At 60.5% G+C, this 15,911-nt stretch carries 19 protein-coding genes and 4 tRNA genes; 5 read left to right on the top strand and 18 right to left on the bottom strand.

From position 1 onward, the window contains the following. Window positions 1-33 precede the first annotated feature (33 nt). From JYJ39_RS08900 to JYJ39_RS08820, 17 genes are all read right to left on the bottom strand, one after another. Window positions 34-438: a hypothetical protein gene (locus tag JYJ39_RS08900; RefSeq protein ID WP_205203720.1), complete on the bottom strand. Its 405-nt coding sequence runs from the start codon at window positions 436-438 to the stop codon at window positions 34-36. Next, entirely contained in the window at window positions 435-2,525 is a 2,091-nt protein-coding gene (locus JYJ39_RS08895; protein ID WP_205203719.1) for a phage terminase large subunit family protein, read from the bottom strand. Before JYJ39_RS08895 ends, JYJ39_RS08900 begins: the two co-directional genes overlap by 4 nt. Then, entirely contained in the window at window positions 2,522-3,028 is a 507-nt protein-coding gene (locus JYJ39_RS08890) for a terminase small subunit (protein WP_205203718.1), read from the bottom strand. Before JYJ39_RS08890 ends, JYJ39_RS08895 begins: the two co-directional genes overlap by 4 nt. A gap of 221 nt (window positions 3,029-3,249) precedes the next feature. After that, a complete protein-coding gene (locus tag JYJ39_RS08885) occupies window positions 3,250-4,884 on the bottom strand; it encodes a hypothetical protein (protein ID WP_205203716.1) in 1,635 nt (544 codons plus the stop codon). Then, on the bottom strand, window positions 4,881-5,882 hold the full coding sequence (locus JYJ39_RS08880; protein ID WP_205203715.1) for a DUF7146 domain-containing protein: 1,002 nt from the start codon (window positions 5,880-5,882) through the stop codon (window positions 4,881-4,883). Before JYJ39_RS08880 ends, JYJ39_RS08885 begins: the two co-directional genes overlap by 4 nt. Window positions 5,883-6,137: 255 nt before the next feature. Further along, on the bottom strand, window positions 6,138-6,374 hold the full coding sequence (locus JYJ39_RS08875; protein WP_205203714.1) for a hypothetical protein: 237 nt from the start codon (window positions 6,372-6,374) through the stop codon (window positions 6,138-6,140). After that, window positions 6,371-6,613 carry a hypothetical protein gene (locus tag JYJ39_RS08870; RefSeq protein WP_205203713.1) on the bottom strand — a complete coding sequence of 81 codons (243 nt, stop codon included), beginning with the start codon at window positions 6,611-6,613 and terminating at the stop codon, window positions 6,371-6,373. The genes JYJ39_RS08875 and JYJ39_RS08870 overlap by 4 nt, the downstream gene beginning before the upstream one ends. A 111-nt stretch (window positions 6,614-6,724) precedes the next feature. Next, on the bottom strand, window positions 6,725-7,264 hold the full coding sequence (locus JYJ39_RS08865; RefSeq protein WP_205203712.1) for a hypothetical protein: 540 nt from the start codon (window positions 7,262-7,264) through the stop codon (window positions 6,725-6,727). Between the two features lie 102 nt (window positions 7,265-7,366). Continuing rightward, window positions 7,367-7,678 carry a HigA family addiction module antitoxin gene (locus JYJ39_RS08860; RefSeq protein WP_205203711.1) on the bottom strand — a complete coding sequence of 104 codons (312 nt, stop codon included), beginning with the start codon at window positions 7,676-7,678 and terminating at the stop codon, window positions 7,367-7,369. 10 nt (window positions 7,679-7,688) lie between these two features. Further along, a complete protein-coding gene (locus JYJ39_RS08855) occupies window positions 7,689-7,967 on the bottom strand; it encodes a type II toxin-antitoxin system RelE/ParE family toxin (RefSeq protein ID WP_205203710.1) in 279 nt (92 codons plus the stop codon). A 116-nt stretch (window positions 7,968-8,083) separates the two neighbouring features. After that, window positions 8,084-8,443, bottom strand: a complete 360-nt coding sequence (locus tag JYJ39_RS08850; protein ID WP_205203708.1) for a hypothetical protein — start codon at window positions 8,441-8,443, stop codon at window positions 8,084-8,086. Between the two features lie 3 nt (window positions 8,444-8,446). Continuing rightward, on the bottom strand, window positions 8,447-8,596 hold the full coding sequence (locus JYJ39_RS08845) for a hypothetical protein (protein ID WP_205203707.1): 150 nt from the start codon (window positions 8,594-8,596) through the stop codon (window positions 8,447-8,449). A gap of 2 nt (window positions 8,597-8,598) precedes the next feature. Beyond that, window positions 8,599-9,489: a tyrosine-type recombinase/integrase gene (locus tag JYJ39_RS08840; RefSeq protein ID WP_205203706.1), complete on the bottom strand. Its 891-nt coding sequence runs from the start codon at window positions 9,487-9,489 to the stop codon at window positions 8,599-8,601. Window positions 9,490-9,564: 75 nt separating this feature from the next. Next, window positions 9,565-9,638, bottom strand: a tRNA-Cys gene (locus tag JYJ39_RS08835). Between the two features lie 47 nt (window positions 9,639-9,685). Beyond that, window positions 9,686-9,761 (bottom strand) — tRNA-Gly (locus JYJ39_RS08830). Window positions 9,762-9,830: 69 nt separating this feature from the next. Continuing rightward, the gene (locus JYJ39_RS08825) at window positions 9,831-11,045 is read right to left on the bottom strand and encodes an MFS transporter (protein ID WP_205203705.1); all 1,215 of its coding nucleotides are present in this window, start codon (window positions 11,043-11,045) and stop codon (window positions 9,831-9,833) included. A gap of 93 nt (window positions 11,046-11,138) precedes the next feature. Further along, a complete protein-coding gene (locus JYJ39_RS08820) occupies window positions 11,139-11,810 on the bottom strand; it encodes a c-type cytochrome (protein ID WP_205203704.1) in 672 nt (223 codons plus the stop codon). Window positions 11,811-11,999: 189 nt separating this feature from the next. On the opposite strand from JYJ39_RS08820, the gene JYJ39_RS08815 reads away from it, so the two are divergent. From JYJ39_RS08815 to JYJ39_RS08805, 3 genes are all read left to right on the top strand, one after another. Continuing rightward, on the top strand, window positions 12,000-12,461 hold the full coding sequence (locus tag JYJ39_RS08815) for a PaaI family thioesterase (RefSeq protein ID WP_205203703.1): 462 nt from the start codon (window positions 12,000-12,002) through the stop codon (window positions 12,459-12,461). 101 nt (window positions 12,462-12,562) lie between these two features. Next, a tRNA-Leu gene (locus JYJ39_RS08810) sits at window positions 12,563-12,647 on the top strand. A 29-nt stretch (window positions 12,648-12,676) separates the two neighbouring features. Further along, window positions 12,677-12,761: transfer RNA gene (locus JYJ39_RS08805), tRNA-Leu, on the top strand. Window positions 12,762-12,840: 79 nt separating this feature from the next. Here JYJ39_RS08805 and JYJ39_RS08800 read toward each other — a convergent pair. Then, window positions 12,841-14,817: a SpoIIE family protein phosphatase gene (locus tag JYJ39_RS08800; protein ID WP_205203702.1), complete on the bottom strand. Its 1,977-nt coding sequence runs from the start codon at window positions 14,815-14,817 to the stop codon at window positions 12,841-12,843. Window positions 14,818-15,051: 234 nt separating this feature from the next. Between JYJ39_RS08800 and JYJ39_RS08795 the strand changes: the two genes are divergently transcribed. Both JYJ39_RS08795 and JYJ39_RS08790 read left to right on the top strand, forming a co-directional pair. After that, a complete protein-coding gene (locus tag JYJ39_RS08795) occupies window positions 15,052-15,435 on the top strand; it encodes an STAS domain-containing protein (protein ID WP_205203700.1) in 384 nt (127 codons plus the stop codon). Window positions 15,436-15,441: 6 nt separating this feature from the next. Beyond that, a complete protein-coding gene (locus tag JYJ39_RS08790; RefSeq protein ID WP_205203699.1) occupies window positions 15,442-15,873 on the top strand; it encodes an ATP-binding protein in 432 nt (143 codons plus the stop codon). Window positions 15,874-15,911: the final 38 nt, after the last annotated feature.

Below are 15,911 nucleotides of genomic sequence, written 5' to 3'. Positions count from 1 at the left end.
ATTTTCTGTCACTTCCCACGGATGACATTTCAATCAGTTATTAAACGTCGCTGCCACAGTACGGCCGGCAATGATGCGTTCAAGTTGCCGCACACTGCGAGGCAGGCGAGCTGTTTTGCGCTCGATTTCGAGCAGCTCAGGGTCGTTGGCTTGCAGGCGGCGCAGCAGATTTCGGGCGCGCTCTTTATTGGTCCCCGGCAGGGTGGCGCAAGTCTTGCGCACCGCCGCATCGCGGGCCGGAAGCGGTGTGTGGGCATGTAGCCGCCCACCTGCCCTGCTACGCAGTCCTAGCAGGCGCTCCAGGTCGCTGCCCGGCTGGCGTAGCCGGGTAATCAGGCTGCCGACTAGCCATGACCGCTCCGCTGGCGGCAGACCCTGGCCGCTGGCTAGAAGTTTTGCGATTTTTTCGAGCGTTTCGCGTGCTTCGACCGGCTTCATAGCAGGATCGGCCGGAAAATGTCGTCGTCGGCAACGGCAGCGTCATCGGCAGCGTCATCGGCAGGGTTGTCGGCAGCGTCATCGGCAGGGTTGTCGGCAGGGTTGTCGGCAGGGTTGTCGGGTGGCGGTGCAGGGGCTGGCTTAGCGGCCTGTGGCGGCGGATTGGCACTGAACAGGTCTGGCGGCGGCTCGACCTTTGCTTCGAGGTCGTCCCACCACTTGCGGTTTTTCGGTGCCCACAGGTTTAGACGCTCTTCCAGCCAAAGGCAGTAGGCAGTCATGTCGAGCACTTCGTTGCGTTTGCGGTTTGGCACCCAGCGCGTCTGATTCCCATGCCGGCCACGCACCGTGACGCGATCCTCGGCGGCCATCTGTCGAAACCACTCGTCGCTGTTTTCGTTTGACAAGTGGATATAGCCGGGTCCAGGCGTGGTGACTTCAAGCCGGCTTGCCAGGCGATCTTTTGCGAGATTCGTTCCGACCAGCCACAGCGTCGGTCCGTTGCGTTCTCGTTTGCCGCGAAAATTGAAGCCGACTTTTGAGTTTCCGTTTTCGATGCCGCGCTCTGTGCCGCTCGATCCTTTAACGGCATGCACGCGGCGGGCACGGTGGGTATGAGCGAAGGCATACACCATATCGGTATGATGGCCGCCGCTGTCAATTGCCGTGGCGTGTATCCCATGTTCTGTGCCGCAGGCGTGCGTGTACTTTTCCTCAAGCAAAAACTGCTCTAGCTCGTGCCACACGTCAGGCTGCCCAGGATTGCCAAAAAATACGCGGTGGTCTATCGACCACATTTCTCCGCCGCGCCCGATGCCCCACACCTGCGCTTCCAGGCGGTTACCCTGTACGTCGACACCACAGAGCAGCAGCAAGCAGCCGCGCGGCATGTGGCGCAGCGCAAACGGCTCTGCGCGCAGGCGTAGCTCGTCGGCGTCTGTCCGTTCGATTTCGTCCTGCCAGGTCTCGCCCAGGGTGGTGTTGACAAACGCCTTCATCATCGATGCGTCGCCGGTTTCGATTTTTTCATGAGCCGCGAAGAACTCGCGCACCAGCTGCGGCCAGGAAACAGCTGGTGAATAAGCTGCCCAGACGTGGAACGCCAGATGCCTCGGCGGGGATGTGGGTGATCCATCAGGGCGCGTAAAGCGGCCGTCGGCGTGTAGCCAGAGGTCGCCGGCCTGGTTGATCCAGACGCCGGCATCAGCGGCGGCCAGATAATCTGCTTGGTCGATCAGACCGGCGCAGTGCGGACACAGGTGGCGCACGCTGTCCGGTGCGCGGGTGGTGCGGTCAAATTTGAAGCCGTGCGGCTCGTCCGGTCCGCCCCAGGCCAGCGCGTGGTGGCCGGCGCAGTGCGGGCAGGAGATTTGATAATTCATGCGCTCGTCAGCTGCCTGATAACGCGCATCAAGATGACACCAGCCGCGCGCCTTGGGCGTGCTGCCAGTCACGAGTTTTGGAAAGGTTGCGCCGGCAACGCGCTTGGCACCCAGCGAAAACGGGCTGCCTTCGCCCTCGATATCCTGCTCGAATGCTGACAGTTCGTCGAAAACGCCGATATCAACGCTGATTGCCCGGTAGTTTTTCGCCGATCCGCCGCCCAGGATGTGCAGCAAACAGCCAGCAAATTTTTTCTGCGTCAGTGTGTTGTCGCGGTGGCGTCCCATGCCGCGACTCGGCATGACTTCTTTCATTGCAGAGACATCGCGCAGGGCTGGCTCTAGCTCGGTTTTGACAAATTTTTTCTGGTCGCCATCGCTGGGAAGCCAAATCGCCTGATTGCGCCGCCGATGGTGCGCTGCGTAAAGCAGGAACGAGAGCAGCATTTTTGTATAACCCACCCGCGCTGATTTTTTTATTGTCACTTCTGCGATGTCGTCGCGTGACAGGGCGTGCATGATGCCGCGCTGGAACGGCCACGGATTCCATGCCTGTTCGATGTAGGAAGATTCGGACGACAGGTGGAAGTTTTGCCGCGCCCATTCATCCAGGCTGACCGGTGGTGGTTTGCCCCAAGTGCGCAGGCCGCGCTCTAGCGCCTGTGAAATCTGTAGGTGAGAGTCGAACGCCTCGAAGTGGGTCATTCCAGCACCTCTGCGTCGTCGTCGGGTGCGTCGTCAGCATCGCTCAGGTCGGCAAGGCGCATTTCTGCGGCAAGGTTGCGACAGGACGCGATATCGTGCTCGATCAACGTCAGCGCATCGGCTGGTAGATCAGGCGCGCGGCGAGCAATCTGCCCAGGCAGCGCATCAAGCAGCCGCCCCACCCGCGCACCGGTGGCTGATAAAACGCTCTCCAGCGCCGCAACAGGTGCCAGCTCGCCGCGCTGGACGGCGTTCTGCATCGCTACGCGGTCGGCTTGCTCTTTCGCAAGCCTGGCACGCTCGCCGGCCAGATCAAGATCACCCTGCGCCGCTCGACCGGCAGCAGTTTCTCGCAGGTGGTTGCAGTACGACAGCAGCCACTCCCCGGCGGTGCCGCCTGGTGCAATGACCTTGCGGGCTAGCATGTCGGACACGGCGGGCTGACTGACGCCGACCAGATTCCCGAATTCGCTTTGCGTTATTTTTGCTTGTAAATCAATCATATAGCACCGTTAATATATAACCCCGTTGAGAATAGTTCGCAACTAGGGAGGGTGGGCGCGTCCCTGTCCCCGTACTGTCTAGGCACTTGGAAGGACCCGCTGACCGCTCGCCAGCATTTGGAAAAGCGGGGTTTGCGGGGTCAGCGGGGTTGATTTCCGCCCATATATGTTTTTTGTCACTTACTGACACTTTTTCACGTTAGGTAGAAACTGACCCCGCTTTACCCGCTGACCCCGCCATCAATAACCTGCCAACGGGCCACCTTCTTTTTCCCATCAAAGCCGGTTTGTTTGAGTTGAAACCCGTCGAGAATCTTGTCTCGGTGCCGTCGAAGCCAGCTTCCCAATCGCCGTGTATTAGGTTTTTCAGCACAGGCCTGTTGCAGGGCATCGCGCAGGTCATCGTTGGCGCTCTGACCGACGGAGGTGGAGGAGGAAACGACTTCGGCGGCGGTCACAGGCCGGGTGCCGAATTCATCCCGCCAGGCGGCGAACAGCAGGCGCATGCACTCAACGTCCGGATCGGCTGCACGCAGTTCATCGGATGACAGCAACGGATCAGCAAGGCCCAGCCAGGCCAGCGGCCGGCGTACCATCGCGTCCCACTTCTCGAAGCCACCGAAACTGTGCAGGCCAGGTATCGCTGGCGATCCGGCGGCCAGATAGGCGGCGATGATGGTCATGGCGTCGGTGATGATCTCGCCACGGCGTTCAAGCACGGTAGATAGATGGTCGCGGTCAAACGTGCGATGTTCCGGCCGCTCCACACGGGCGTCGAGACGAACCAGTACCACGCGCCGTTTCAGATCACCGACTATGCTCAGGTTGTTGCCCGTGGCGATCATGATGGAATGGGTTGGTACATTCAGCATGCCGGAGCCACCCAGCGGGCGCAGCCGCAAATATTCCTGAGTCAGCGCCTGGCAGATCAGATCACCGCCCAGCGGACGTTCGACGTTATCAATCATCAGGCAGGCATCGCCGGCCATGAATGCGCCGGCCAGGCGCTTCTCGGTTTCGGCATCGTCATGGCCCAGGCTCAGGACGGAAGCACGTCGGCCCGTGGCGACTTCCGCCAGGCTTTCACACAGCAGCGTTTTGCCGGTGCCGGGACTCGGGGCGCTAATCGCAAGCATGGGTGCAGCGGGGAGCAAGCGTCGCTGAATGGCGGTCAGCACGCCGGCCAGCATGGCGACACGATCCTCGTCAGCCACAAACGGGAATGTCTTGAACAGTTCAAGCAACCGGATGACTGCACGTTCCGCATCATTTCTGCTCGGTTTTTTGGTCGGGCGTTGATAGCCGGGGATTTTGCGGAAGGCACAAAACAGGCCGCTATCCTGGTCGTAACCGGGCGCGTCGATAACTCGGCCAGTCGCTGTGATGGTCGGCGTCTCGATAAACCCAAGCAGATCGGGCAACCGTGGCCAATGGCCACGCGCCAGGTAGGCATCGGCCACGCGGCGAGGGCAATCGATAGGCACGAAGTCTGAACGGCGGGCGTCCCACTTTTCATGCGCTGCTGCACGGGTGGCAATCTCGGCAAGGTGCGCGGACTCAACCGGGTGCAGCATGATGGCGCCGGCCGGGCGTTTGATGTTCTTGTCGGCGCTTTCGTCGGCCTGATAAACCCGTGCCAGGCGGCCGGCGTAGCGGAAAAGATTGAGCGTTCCGGATTCACTCAGTGCGACTTCGAGCGCATCCAGGATTTCCGGCAGCTGGCTTGGCTGGTGGCGGATAATGCGCCGCCCTTGGGCATCGAACAGTTCGCCGGCATGGGTGGCGGCAGAGGTGGTCTTGGTACGTTTGCTGACCGCTTTGCCGGTTGATAGGTCAATGAGGTGCGATTCGTTCATGCGGCCATCCCTCTCGATTCGAGCAGCCAGTCATTCCAGTCACCTGTGCCTGGTGGGGTATGTATCCACGCTTGCCGTCCTTCATCGGCTAGACGCTGCGCCAGGGCTAGGGCGGCGCGTTGGCCGGGTTCGTCTGGATCGGCACCGATGTGCACTATCCGTACATCAGGCGGAAAAGCGGCCGCCGCCAGTCCAGGCGCGGAAACGCCAGCCCATACGGGAATGCCGGCGCCCATACCAAACGCCAGCGCGGTTTCAATGCCTTCGCAGATGCCGACCACGCCATCAACCGGCCGCGCCAGTTGCACGGCAGCACCGGCTAGGTCTCCGGCCTTGAACAGTTTTTTGGCGGGTAGGCCATCAAGCGCGAGTTTGCGGCCGTCTGGTGTCAGGTAAATGCGATGCAGGCCGCAGCCGCGCCCGTCTGGTAGGCTGATCCGTGCCAGCAGTGCCGGGAAGTTGCCGACCAGCTCGGCGCGGCCGTCGCCAGGCTTCCAGTAGGGCAGTGCCGGGTGGTGGCGCAGATTGGCGCTGTCGGCTGGTAGGGCTGGGCCACGCCCAGCCAGGTAGTAGCCAGCGGCATCATTAGATGAAATCTGGTGGGCGGCGCTCCACATCTCTGCGGCCTGGCGGCGGGCGCGTGACCAGTCTGCCGCCGGGACCGGAGCGGGTGTGGGCGGGCGCTGTGCTGGCCGGTTTGAGGTGGCGGCGTTCATGCCAAGCGCCCCTGCCACCAGCCGCGCAGCCTCGGCAAACCCAATGTCAAGCGCATGCTCGATAAGCTCGAATCCATCGCCTCCGCCCTTTGGATGGGCGCGGCAGGAAAACGCGCCGGCCGGGCTGCGGACATTGAACTGAAAGCGGTCAGACCCGCCGCAGCCGGGGCATGGCCCGTTACGGCCGGTCAGGTATTGCTCGCCGACAATGATTTCGAGGAGGCCGGACCAATGGCCGCGCGCGGCGGCGCGGATGTCGTCGAATGGAATCAGGCTAGTCATTTGTCGGTGTCCCATTGTGGAATCGCCCTACCGCAGCCATGACAGCAGTGCGTCCAGCCTCATCCGCTTTCGCCTGGCGCAAGCAGCACCCGCAAATGCCGTAGGCGAATTGGAAGTGACCCACAGGAACACCGGGAAGGTAGGGAAGCACGCGCACATCGCCAGCACGCGGGTTGGTGGCGTTGAATTCGCGGCGACAGCTGGCGCACTCGTGGTTTGGGGTGCCGATGAACAGCTCGTGGATCGGTGTGGCGCTCATGCGGATGCTCCGGCCAAATACAGGCCGACGACGACCACCAGTAGTGCCATTTCCGCGAGCAGGCCGGGATCAATCCAGCCTCGTGCGCCACGTTGCCAGCCGCGCTTCTGGCGGCGGCTGCGTGATGGCTTGGCGAGGCTGAACGCTTCTGCTTGAGGGTATGTGTTCGGGTTATAATCGCTGCGCTGATTCTGGTCGTGCCGTCTGGTGCGGCCATTTTTTTTGGAGGTCATTTTTCACGGCCTCCGGTATCCAGGTTAGCGGCAGCGATGCGCTGAAACTCCGGCCAGAATCGGGTGCGGTTCAGGAAAATATGCACCCCGACTTTTGCCATTGCGCCGGCCTCGATCAGTTCGCGCTGAATCGGACGGGTGTGGTAGTGCAGCAGCTTGTCGGATTTGAACACGCCTTTACCGTGTTCGAGAAACCACGTTTTCAGTGGTAAAAAATCTTGTGGCTTGGTGTCTGTCATTTCCTATTCTCCTAAGTAGCGTCCGGCTTGGCGGCTTGGGACGCTTTGGAGAATATGGAAATCAGTTTTTTACTAAAATGCAGAGTGCCAACTTTTACTTTGCATGGCCCGTCACATCGGGCCGTTCACCTCGTCCCAATCAGAGCCCGTAAGGTTTTTAAACATGCGGCGGGCAGCGGATTCATGGCTACCCGGCTTGTCAGGATCGGCACCTAAATTGATCAGTGTTTGATATACCGCGGAATCAAAGGCGTGCACTCTTTCAACCAAGTCATCAAGCAAGCGTTTAAGTGTTCTGGCTTCCGATGGCGGATGATCACCAAAGGAATCAGACAGCTCTTTTACCGCTTCGGAACAAGTTGTATCGCCCCTGTAATGGCGCTTAGCCGCCTCCCACTGAGGGGAGCCCATTCTGTAATCTTTGGCGTTCCACTGGATATTTTTCCGCTTGGGTAAATGCAACAGCTTGCGGCAAGCTGCTGTCTTCATGAGTCTTGCCAAGACCTCTGCGGCGACGGTAGCAGTATCTACATCAAGTTCAGGGAGTCTCCCTTCTAACTGAGCTTTGAAAATTGCCGCCACGAAATCATTGATGTACGCCTCGGCTTCACCTCTATCGACAATTTCCTTGATCTCGTTCTTCGTTTTCACTTGGCCTTCCTTCGCTACGCCCCTCAAAAGGTGCCACTCCCAGGCGGTGAAGGAATCCGCTTTTCGCCTGGCCGGGCTAGGGAGTGGCTTACTCGGTGCGGCCTAAGCTGAAACCTGCTGCACGGCGGCGCGTTGAACGGTGGGCAATCCGGCTTCCCTGGCCTGCCACAGGTCATAGGCGGTTTGCTGGCCCAGCCAGGCATCGGCGCTGCCGCCGTTTTCCACGCCTAGCCAGCCCTCGATGCGCAGGGCCATTGTCGGGGAGATGGCAGCGCGGCCATTGAGTACGCGGGAGAGCGCAGCACGGGTGACGCCCAGCTGCGCGGCAGCCTCGGTCACACTCAGGCCCAGGGCAGGCAATACATCTTCCCGTAGCGTTTCGCCGGGGTGGGGTGGGTTGAACATTCTGCTCATTTGCAACCTCTCAGTGATAGTCCTGGTAATCGACCAGGACGGCATCGCCATCTTCAAAGGTGAAAGTCAGACGCCAGTTTCCGTTCACCGTGATTGAGTAATGCCCGGCCAGGTTGCCTTGCAGGCCGTGAAACTTCCAGCCGGGCAGGTTCATGTATTCGGGGGCTTTTGCCATATCAAGACGGATCAGCTGGCGAGACAACCGGGCCGCATGATGCGGCTGGATACCTGCCTTGCTGCCGGTCTCGAAGAAGGCTTGCAGCCCTTTGTGCTGAAAGCTTTTTATCATGGTGGATTGTATAGCGTAGCGTTACGGTTTGCAAATTGCCCGGCCAGAACGGGGACGAGTGCTGCACCTCACGGCGATGTGTTTCGCCTGGCCGGGCTGGGGAGTGGCGTACTGGGTCAGCCTAGCACCAAGCGGCGCGCGGCTTCAATGCTGCTGAGGCTGGCAATATGGTTGCGAACATATGACTCAAATGTCTGCCGGTCGGCCATCGTCAGAAAGTTGCTTTCGTAGGCGAGAAACAGGGTGGCAAGCAATCTTTCCTTGATACCGAGTAGGCGGTGATGCCTGCCGTGCAGCCGATCAATGTTCTCGAGAAGGGCAGGAAGTTCGAGGTAGATAATCGTTCCGTCCTCAGCCCACAAGTCGACCGAAATTTCACCCGTATTGCAGCCAATGTTGTGTCCAAGGTGGGTTAAGGTGATCTCGCCGATCATGGGATTGGTTTTCGAGAGGTCAAATGATTGGTCGGTGCTCATGGCTCAAACTCCAGTTGTGGGAAGGTCGGCCAGTTTCAGCCAGTGGGCAATGATGGCGATGAACTGTTGTCGCTCTGCTTCGGTCAACGCCCGCAGGTTTGCGGTGGTCATTTGGTTGCGCAGCAGCTTAATGGCTTGTTTTGCGGGGTTCATGTTCAGCTCCCCGCAAAAACGGCGTTGACGGTATTGGCGCGGCCTTTGACGCACAGGTGCGAATATCGGCGCGTCATGGATAGCGAACGATGGCCGGCATGCTCGGCGATTTGCAGGATATCGACACCCGCTTGCGCCAAGCGGCTGCATGAGGTGTGGCGCAGGGTGTGGAAGGTGACGCCTTCGATGCCGGCCAGCTTGCAGGCTTCAATGAAGCCGTGGCGGAAATCGTGTGGCCGGTCCAGGTGTTTGCCGGTGAATATCAGGTCACAGTCTTTGGCCTTGATGCGCCGCATGCGTCTGAATTCTTGAACCAGATCAGGGGTAAGTGGTGAAACGTGCGGGTCATCATTTTTGGTGCGCTCGATCCGCACGTGTGGCGTGCTGTCGTCGAGAATTACATCGCCCCAGGTCAAACCCAGCAGCGCGCCACGGCGCAGGCCGGTGACGATGGCGAGGCGGATCAGTAGCGGCAGCAGTACCCAGGATTGCACGCGGGCGGCGTCCATCAGCCGCTGTTCTTCGTCCGGGGTCAGGAATCGCACCTTGCCGGGGTTTTCCTTGTGTTGGGGGATATGGTCGAAGGGTGACACCCAACCGCGCGGCAGCAAGCGTTTCTGACGGGCGAAACGCAGCAGGCTGTGGGCGGCCATGCGGTAGCGGTTGATTGTCGGGCCGCTGAGCATCTTGCCGCTGGGGCCAGGTGATGTTTCCAGCTCGGCCAGGGCGGCGTCGACATCGTCGGCAGACAGATCGGCTAACGGCTTGTCGCCATAGCGGTCTGTCCAGAATGACAACCGGGATTTAAGCATGGGGTCGCGCACCGGAGTGAACGACAGAAAAACAGCGGCAATTTCAGCGACTGTTTTGGGTGTTTCGAAGGTAATTTTCACTTGGGCACTCCTCAATTCCGCATCGGATTGAAAAAATGTCCCAAAGGGCCGCCAAGCCTTGTGCTACCTAACTTTTGGAGGCGCGGGCCGGAGTCGAACCGACCTACTCGGATTTGCAATCCGGTGCATAACCGCTTTGCTACCGCGCCCCGCCTTCGTATTTGGTTCGGGGAAGCCTGAGCTTCCCCGAGTAATCTGGAGCGGCAGAAGAGTCTCGAACTCTCGACCTATACCTTGGCAAGGTATCGCTCTACCAACTGAGCTACTGCCGCAACGAACAGAGCGCGCATTATAGACGCTCCCAAAGCCTTGTCAACAGCCGTTCTGCAAAAAATGTCGGCTCAGGCGGGGGCTGTTGGCTGTGTTAGCGGCGCTTCCCGGATGGGCAGATTCACCAGTGCGGCAAAGGCAGCGAGGGCCATGTCGGCGTACCACATCCAGCTGAAGTCGCCGAAATGGGCGATGGCCAGACCGCCCAGCCAGGCGCCGAGGAAGCCGCCGATCTGGTGCGAGAGCATGGCGATGCCGAACAGGGTGCCAAGGTAGCGGGTGCCGAATAGCTTGCCGATGATGGTGGCGGTGGGTGGCACGGTGGCGAGCCAGGTGAAGCCGAGGCCGGCGGCGAAAAGGTAGAAAGTCCAGTCGGTGCGTGGCAGCAGCAGGTACATCGCGACTAACAGCACGCGTGAGCCGTACATGACGGCCAGCACGTACTTGCTGCGGTAGCGTGACACACAGTGGCCAGCATAAAGGCTGCCAAAGACATTGAACAAACCGATGATGGCGAGCGACCAGCTGGCGACGCTGGCTGGCAGGCCGCACAGATTGACTTCGCCGGGTAGATGGGTGACGAGAAAGGCGATGTGGAAGCCGCAGGTGAAGAAACCGGCGCTGAGGAGTAGATAACTGCGGTCTTGCAGAGCGTTGACGATGGCGTGGCGCAAACCCTGGTCGCTTTCGTGCGCCGGATGTGCCGCCGGCTGGCTGGCGGTCAGGCGGAACACCAGGGGAATGGCTGCGAGCGCGGCAACCGCCATCGCCCATAGGCCGCCCATCCAGCCGATGCCCTGAATCAGTTTTTGCGTGATTGGCGCAAAGATGAACTGGCCGAAAGAGCCTCCGGCATTGATGACGCCAGAAGCCGCGCCGCGCGATTCAAGTGGCAGGCGTTGCGCGGCGGCGCCGATCAGCACCGAGAAACTCCCCGCGCCGGAACCCGCTGCGGCCAGCACGCCCAGCGTCAGCACCAGACCGAAACCGCTGCCGACGAAAGGTGTGGCCGCGCAGCCGATGGCCAGCACCAGAAGAGCGGCAAGCAGCACCGGGCGAGGGCCGTAGCGGTCGGCGACTGCACCGGCGACAGGCTGGATCGCGCCCCAGGTGAATTGCCCGACCGCCAGCGCAAAGCTGATGGCGACCACGCCCAGACCGGTGGTTTCATCAATCGGGGCGATGAACAGGCCAAACGACTGGCGTATCCCCATGGTGACCATGAGGATGCCGGCGGCGGCCAAGGTGATCGCCCAGATGGCCGGGCTGTGCAGGGTACGGAACATGACTGTGCGGATGCCGGAATGGGGGACGCACTATAACGACCCGTGGCCGGCGGCGCAAACTGGACGTTGCACACCACCGGCCGGGTGTGGCCGTTATTCCGTCGGCTGCAGTGTCGTCAGATAGGCCAGGATGTTCTGGATGTCATCGGCAGAAATTTCCTTCAGCACGGTGACCTGGGGGTCTTCATCTTCGTGCGGCCGTTCGCCGCGCAGGTAAATGTCGATCTGCTTTTTCAGGTAATTGGTGTACTGGCCGGTCAGCATGGGAAAGAGGCCGCGCCCCATGCCCTGCCGGCCGTGACAGCTGCCGCATTTGTCCTGATAGACGACGCCGCCCTTCTCGATATCGCCGACTACACGCGGAATGATCATGACTTTTTCCACCATGTTGAGTCGGGTCAGCGCGTCTTCATCGCCCTTGAACTCAGGCATTTTTGTCGATAGCCGCACGCTGGCGAGCCAGTCCGAGACCAGCCGCATGTCTTCTTCGGGTAGCTCACGTTCCTTGGTGTAGGGAATCATCGGGATGTTGACCCGATGCTGGGTCTGGAAGTTTTTCAGCTGCTCGTACAGGTAACGCGCATGCTGACCGGCCACGCGCGGGTACTCTCCCTTTTTGCCGCCAGCGCCAAACTCTCCATGGCAGGCGGCGCAGGGGCCGTAAATATCCTTGGCTTTTTCGACGTCGATTTTGGCCGCTGTTTCCGCCGCCATCAGGTTGCCGCAGAGCAGGGCGGCGCATGCCAATGCATTGATTATTTTCATGAAACACCCAAGTGAGATTTTTGCGGATTATAGCGACGCGGGTCGTTGAACACGCTTGATGTCAATCAAAAACGCCGTGTGCCGGGCTGGCGGCTTTTGCATGCTTGCTGGCGCCGGGGGCACTCTGCATTCACGCTGGCTCCATCTATCATCGGCCGCTGATGTTAACCACAACGACAGGAGATGAACATGCAGGCTTTTCAGGACTACTACCCGGACAATGTCGCCCACTGCTACGGCTGCGGTAAATCGAACCCGGACGGCCATCAGATCAAGACGTACTGGGACGGCGATGAAACCGTCACCCGCTACACCCCGCGCCCGGAGCACACCGCCATCCCCGGCTACGTTTACGGCGGATTGCTGGCGTCACTGATCGATTGTCACGGCACCGGCACGGCTGCAGCAGCCATGTATCGTGCCGAAAATCGCGCCATGGACAGCGAACCGCCGTTCCGTTTCGTGACGGCCTCGCTGCATGTCGATTACCTGAAACCGACGCCGCTCGGCCCGGAGCTGGAAATTCGCGGCCGGGTAAAGGAAATCCGCGGGCGCAAGGTGATCGTCGAGGCAACCGTCTACGCCGAGGGTGTTGCGACTGCCCGTGGTGAAATCGTTGCGGCGCAGATGCCGCCGAGTTTTCTTGGGTAAAAGCAGGCAGGTGAGGGCGGGGTGGTCACGGGCCGGAAAAAGTCAGGAAAATTGTTGGCAAATCCCGCTTTCCCTCGTACAATGCGCGCCTTTCGACGCCTGCCCAGGTGGCGGAATTGGTAGACGCACTAGTTTCAGGTACTAGCGCTGCAAGGCGTGGAAGTTCGAGTCTTCTCCTGGGCACCAAGAATTCAAGCATTCGTCGTCGAAAAACTGCTCTGGTGGTGAAATTGGTAGACACGCTATCTTGAGGGGGTAGTGCCGCGAGGCATGCGAGTTCGAGTCTCGCCCAGAGCACCACGGACCTGAAAACACCCCCAGCAAGGCCGGCATCCCGATAGTTCGGGGCTGCCGGCTTTTTTGTTGCCCTTGTTGTGGCTTAGCCGTCACCCGGGCCGCGGTAGCCGATTGCCATGAGGGTGATGTCGTCAGATTGCGGGGCGCCAGCGGCGAAGTCGCGGATACTGGAAGTGATCCCCTTGATGAGCTCGCCGACGGACTGGTGTTGTCGTTCGGCGGCAACAGCGAGCAGGCGTTCTTCGCTGTACAGATCATCCTGCAGGTTCATGGCTTCGGTGACGCCGTCGGTGTACAGCAACAGACAATCCCCCGGCGCCAGCTGGGTGCGAGCGGTCTGATAGACGTAATCCTCGCAGGCGCCAATGACCAGCTGCGGGTTGCCGGACAAATAATGGGGGGCGCCCTGAACCGGCAGCAGCAACGGTGGATTGTGGCCGGCGTTGGTATAGGTGAGGGTGCCGTTGCGCAAATCCAGGATGGCGCAGAACACGGTGACGAACATGCTTTGGTCGTTGTCGTGGCTGATCTGCCGATTGACCTGCCCCAGAATTTCGGCCGGGTTGAGTGTTGCCTTGGCGGTGGCCTTGATCAAGGTCTTGGTGACGGCCATGAACAGCGAGGCCGGTACGCCTTTGCCGGAGACGTCGGCGATGACCAGGCAGAGGTGGTCGTCATCGAGCAGGAAGAAATCGTAGAAATCGCCACCCACTTCCCTGGCCGGCTCGACGACGGCAAACAGAGTGAAGGCCGGGTGGCTGAAGAAGGGCGGCAGCATCTTCGGCAGGATCGACATCTGGATGTCGTGGGCGATGCTCAGTTCGCCTTCGATGCGTTCCTTGGCTGCGGTAGTGGCCACCAGATCCCGGATGTGTGTCTGCAGATCGCGGTGCATGGCAGCGAAGGCCCGGCTCAGGTCGCCAACTTCGTCGCGTGCGGTCTGGGCGGGGAGGCGCACCGCAAAATCACCGTTGCGCATGCGGCTGGCGGCGCTGGCCAGGCTGTGCAGCGGGCGGGTGATGGAGCGGGCGGTCACGGCCACGACCAGGCAGATCAGCAGGATGCCGAGCAGACCGATTGCGGCGACGGTCAGGGTCATTTCCCGGATATCGGCAAACAGCTCGTGTTCAGGAAAAACGATGCCCAGCGACCAGCCGGTTGCTGGAATCGGGCCGTAGTACAGCCGGGCGGGCATGCCGGCAAAGCCGTGGTAGGGGACGAAACCACTTTCGCCGCGCAACATGCGCCGGCCAAGCTCGCGCAGCACCGGATCGTCGGCGGCCTCAGCCAGACTGAAAATGGATTCATTCATGATGTGGTCGCTGACCGGATGCGTCAGGATCGATCCGTGGCGCGAAAGGAGGAAGGCGTATCCGGTATCCAGCACCTTGATCGCGCCAATTGTCTGCGCCAGCCAGTCGAGGGCGATATCGGCGGTCACGATGCCGGCAATGTGACGTGTGGCGCCGCTGCCGCGGTGGAATGGGACAGCGTAGGTGGCCATGAGGGTGTTGCCGGCGTCCGCGTCGAAATAGGGTTCGCTCCACCCGGCCTGGTCAAGCTCGCGCGGAATCTGGTACCAGTCCTGGCGCCTGTAGTCGTAGACATCTTCGAGTTGCATGGCGTGGATCTGCGCGTCTTGCCGGTACAGATAGGGGGCGTAGCGGCGCGGTGAGTCAGCGCTGCCGTCGTAATCGAAGGCGATGGCCGTGCCGTAGATTTCCGGGTTGTTTTCGAGGGTGCGGCGCAGCAACCGCTGCAGGGCTGGCGCATCGATCGCGTCGTGGTTCTGCTGTTCCAGTTGCAGCGCCATGATCTCGACCACTCTGGCCGTGGTGCTCAGCGCCGCTTCGACGCGATGGGCTGAGGCCAGCGCCAGATAACGGGCGCTGCTGGCGACTTCGGCCTCGATCAGCGCCCGTGCCCGCAGGTGGCTGAAGCCGAGTATGCCCGCCAGGATGAGCGAGGTGCCCAGCGTGACCAGGAGAATCAGGCGTGCCGCAATCGTTCGCGGGAGAAGCCGGCTGCCCAGAAGTCGGCTGCCCTTGTGTAACGTCATCGTGTCCTGGCTGGCTGCGGCAGCGCCAGCAGCTGTGACAGCATCGTGTTCTGGGTTGGCATGCACCGCCGCGTCTGCCCTTTGGGCTGGAGTCCTTTTGCGGCGATGGTAACACGCCCCGATTTGTCGCCTCTGCCATCCCTGGACGTTTTGCAAGCGCAGAAATTGCACCGGCATGTGAGAAAAATTCAACAGAGTCGACTTTTTGTATGAAAATCACGCACCGGTGGTGCTGTGCTTGCAATTCAGGCGCATGCGCTGGCGCGGCGGCTGTGCGGCATTGTCGCCAGCGACGGCAAGACCTCCATGCGAGAAAGGATGTTTATGGTGACCTATGTCCTGCAGGCAGATAAATTGCGGATCGCTTTCGCGGGTCGGCTCGATACGGCCAGATGCTCCACCATTCAGAATGAATTGATGACGCAGATTGAAGCTACGGAGCTGCCAGTTGTATTCGATTTGCAGGAAGTGAGCTTCATTGCCTCGTCGTTCCTGCGTTTGTGCCTGATGAGTGTGCGCAAACTGGGGGCGGAGCGGTTTTCCCTGACGGCACCGAGTCCGGCGATCGAGAAAGTATTTGTCATGGCAGGCCTCGACAAGGTCATCAGGATCGAGTAGCCGGCCATGGCCTCCATCGACCTCGTGATCGGCAACTCCCTGGCAGCGCTTGAGCAGGCGCAGGCCGGGGTGCAGCAATTTCTCGACCAACAGGCGCTGGATGCGGAAACGGCTTTTCATGTTTTGTTTGCTCTGGAAGAGGTCGTGAGCAACATCATCCTGCACGGCGATCCGGGGCGCGGACGACTGATCCAGGTACGCCTTGAGCGCCATGCACAGCGGCTGCAGCTTGAGGTGCAGGATGACGGCATCGCCTTCAATCCTTTATCCCACCCGGCGCCGGATACCGGCCTACCGCTTGCCGATCGGCCGATCGGTGGCCTGGGCATTTTTCTGACTCGTCAGCTGGCCGATTCGGTGGCCTATCAACGCCGCGCTGACCGCAATGTGCTCACAATCGGATTCAGCCTACCCAGGGAGGGTGGCGGCGCTGCCTGACTCTGAGGCGGGGCTGCAGTCTTTCTTTTATTCATCCT

The sequence above is a fragment of the Azonexus hydrophilus genome (assembly GCF_905120355.1).
Classification (GTDB): Bacteria; Pseudomonadota; Gammaproteobacteria; order Burkholderiales; family Rhodocyclaceae; genus Azonexus.
The sequence above is the reverse complement of the archived record's forward strand: the minus strand, read 5'-3'. Positions and strand labels throughout refer to the sequence as shown.

Excerpts from the sequence above, each read along its gene's own strand:
- JYJ39_RS08900 (WP_205203720.1), bottom strand. The coding sequence starts at position 438 with ATGAAGCCGGTCGAAGCACGCGAAACGCTCGAAAAAATCGCAAAACTT.
- JYJ39_RS08895 (WP_205203719.1), bottom strand. The coding sequence starts at position 2,525 with ATGACCCACTTCGAGGCGTTCGACTCTCACCTACAGATTTCACAGGCG.
- JYJ39_RS08890 (WP_205203718.1), bottom strand. The coding sequence starts at position 3,028 with ATGATTGATTTACAAGCAAAAATAACGCAAAGCGAATTCGGGAATCTG.
- JYJ39_RS08885 (WP_205203716.1), bottom strand. The coding sequence starts at position 4,884 with ATGAACGAATCGCACCTCATTGACCTATCAACCGGCAAAGCGGTCAGC.
- JYJ39_RS08880 (WP_205203715.1), bottom strand. The coding sequence starts at position 5,882 with ATGACTAGCCTGATTCCATTCGACGACATCCGCGCCGCCGCGCGCGGC.
- JYJ39_RS08875 (WP_205203714.1), bottom strand. The coding sequence starts at position 6,374 with ATGACCTCCAAAAAAAATGGCCGCACCAGACGGCACGACCAGAATCAG.
- JYJ39_RS08870 (WP_205203713.1), bottom strand. The coding sequence starts at position 6,613 with ATGACAGACACCAAGCCACAAGATTTTTTACCACTGAAAACGTGGTTT.
- JYJ39_RS08860 (WP_205203711.1), bottom strand. The coding sequence starts at position 7,678 with ATGAGCAGAATGTTCAACCCACCCCACCCCGGCGAAACGCTACGGGAA.
- JYJ39_RS08855 (WP_205203710.1), bottom strand. The coding sequence starts at position 7,967 with ATGATAAAAAGCTTTCAGCACAAAGGGCTGCAAGCCTTCTTCGAGACC.
- JYJ39_RS08850 (WP_205203708.1), bottom strand. The coding sequence starts at position 8,443 with ATGAGCACCGACCAATCATTTGACCTCTCGAAAACCAATCCCATGATC.
- JYJ39_RS08845 (WP_205203707.1), bottom strand. The coding sequence starts at position 8,596 with ATGAACCCCGCAAAACAAGCCATTAAGCTGCTGCGCAACCAAATGACC.
- JYJ39_RS08825 (WP_205203705.1), bottom strand. The coding sequence starts at position 11,045 with ATGTTCCGTACCCTGCACAGCCCGGCCATCTGGGCGATCACCTTGGCC.
- JYJ39_RS08820 (WP_205203704.1), bottom strand. The coding sequence starts at position 11,810 with ATGAAAATAATCAATGCATTGGCATGCGCCGCCCTGCTCTGCGGCAAC.
- JYJ39_RS08815 (WP_205203703.1), top strand. The coding sequence starts at position 12,000 with ATGCAGGCTTTTCAGGACTACTACCCGGACAATGTCGCCCACTGCTAC.
- JYJ39_RS08800 (WP_205203702.1), bottom strand. The coding sequence starts at position 14,817 with ATGACGTTACACAAGGGCAGCCGACTTCTGGGCAGCCGGCTTCTCCCG.
- JYJ39_RS08790 (WP_205203699.1), top strand. The coding sequence starts at position 15,442 with ATGGCCTCCATCGACCTCGTGATCGGCAACTCCCTGGCAGCGCTTGAG.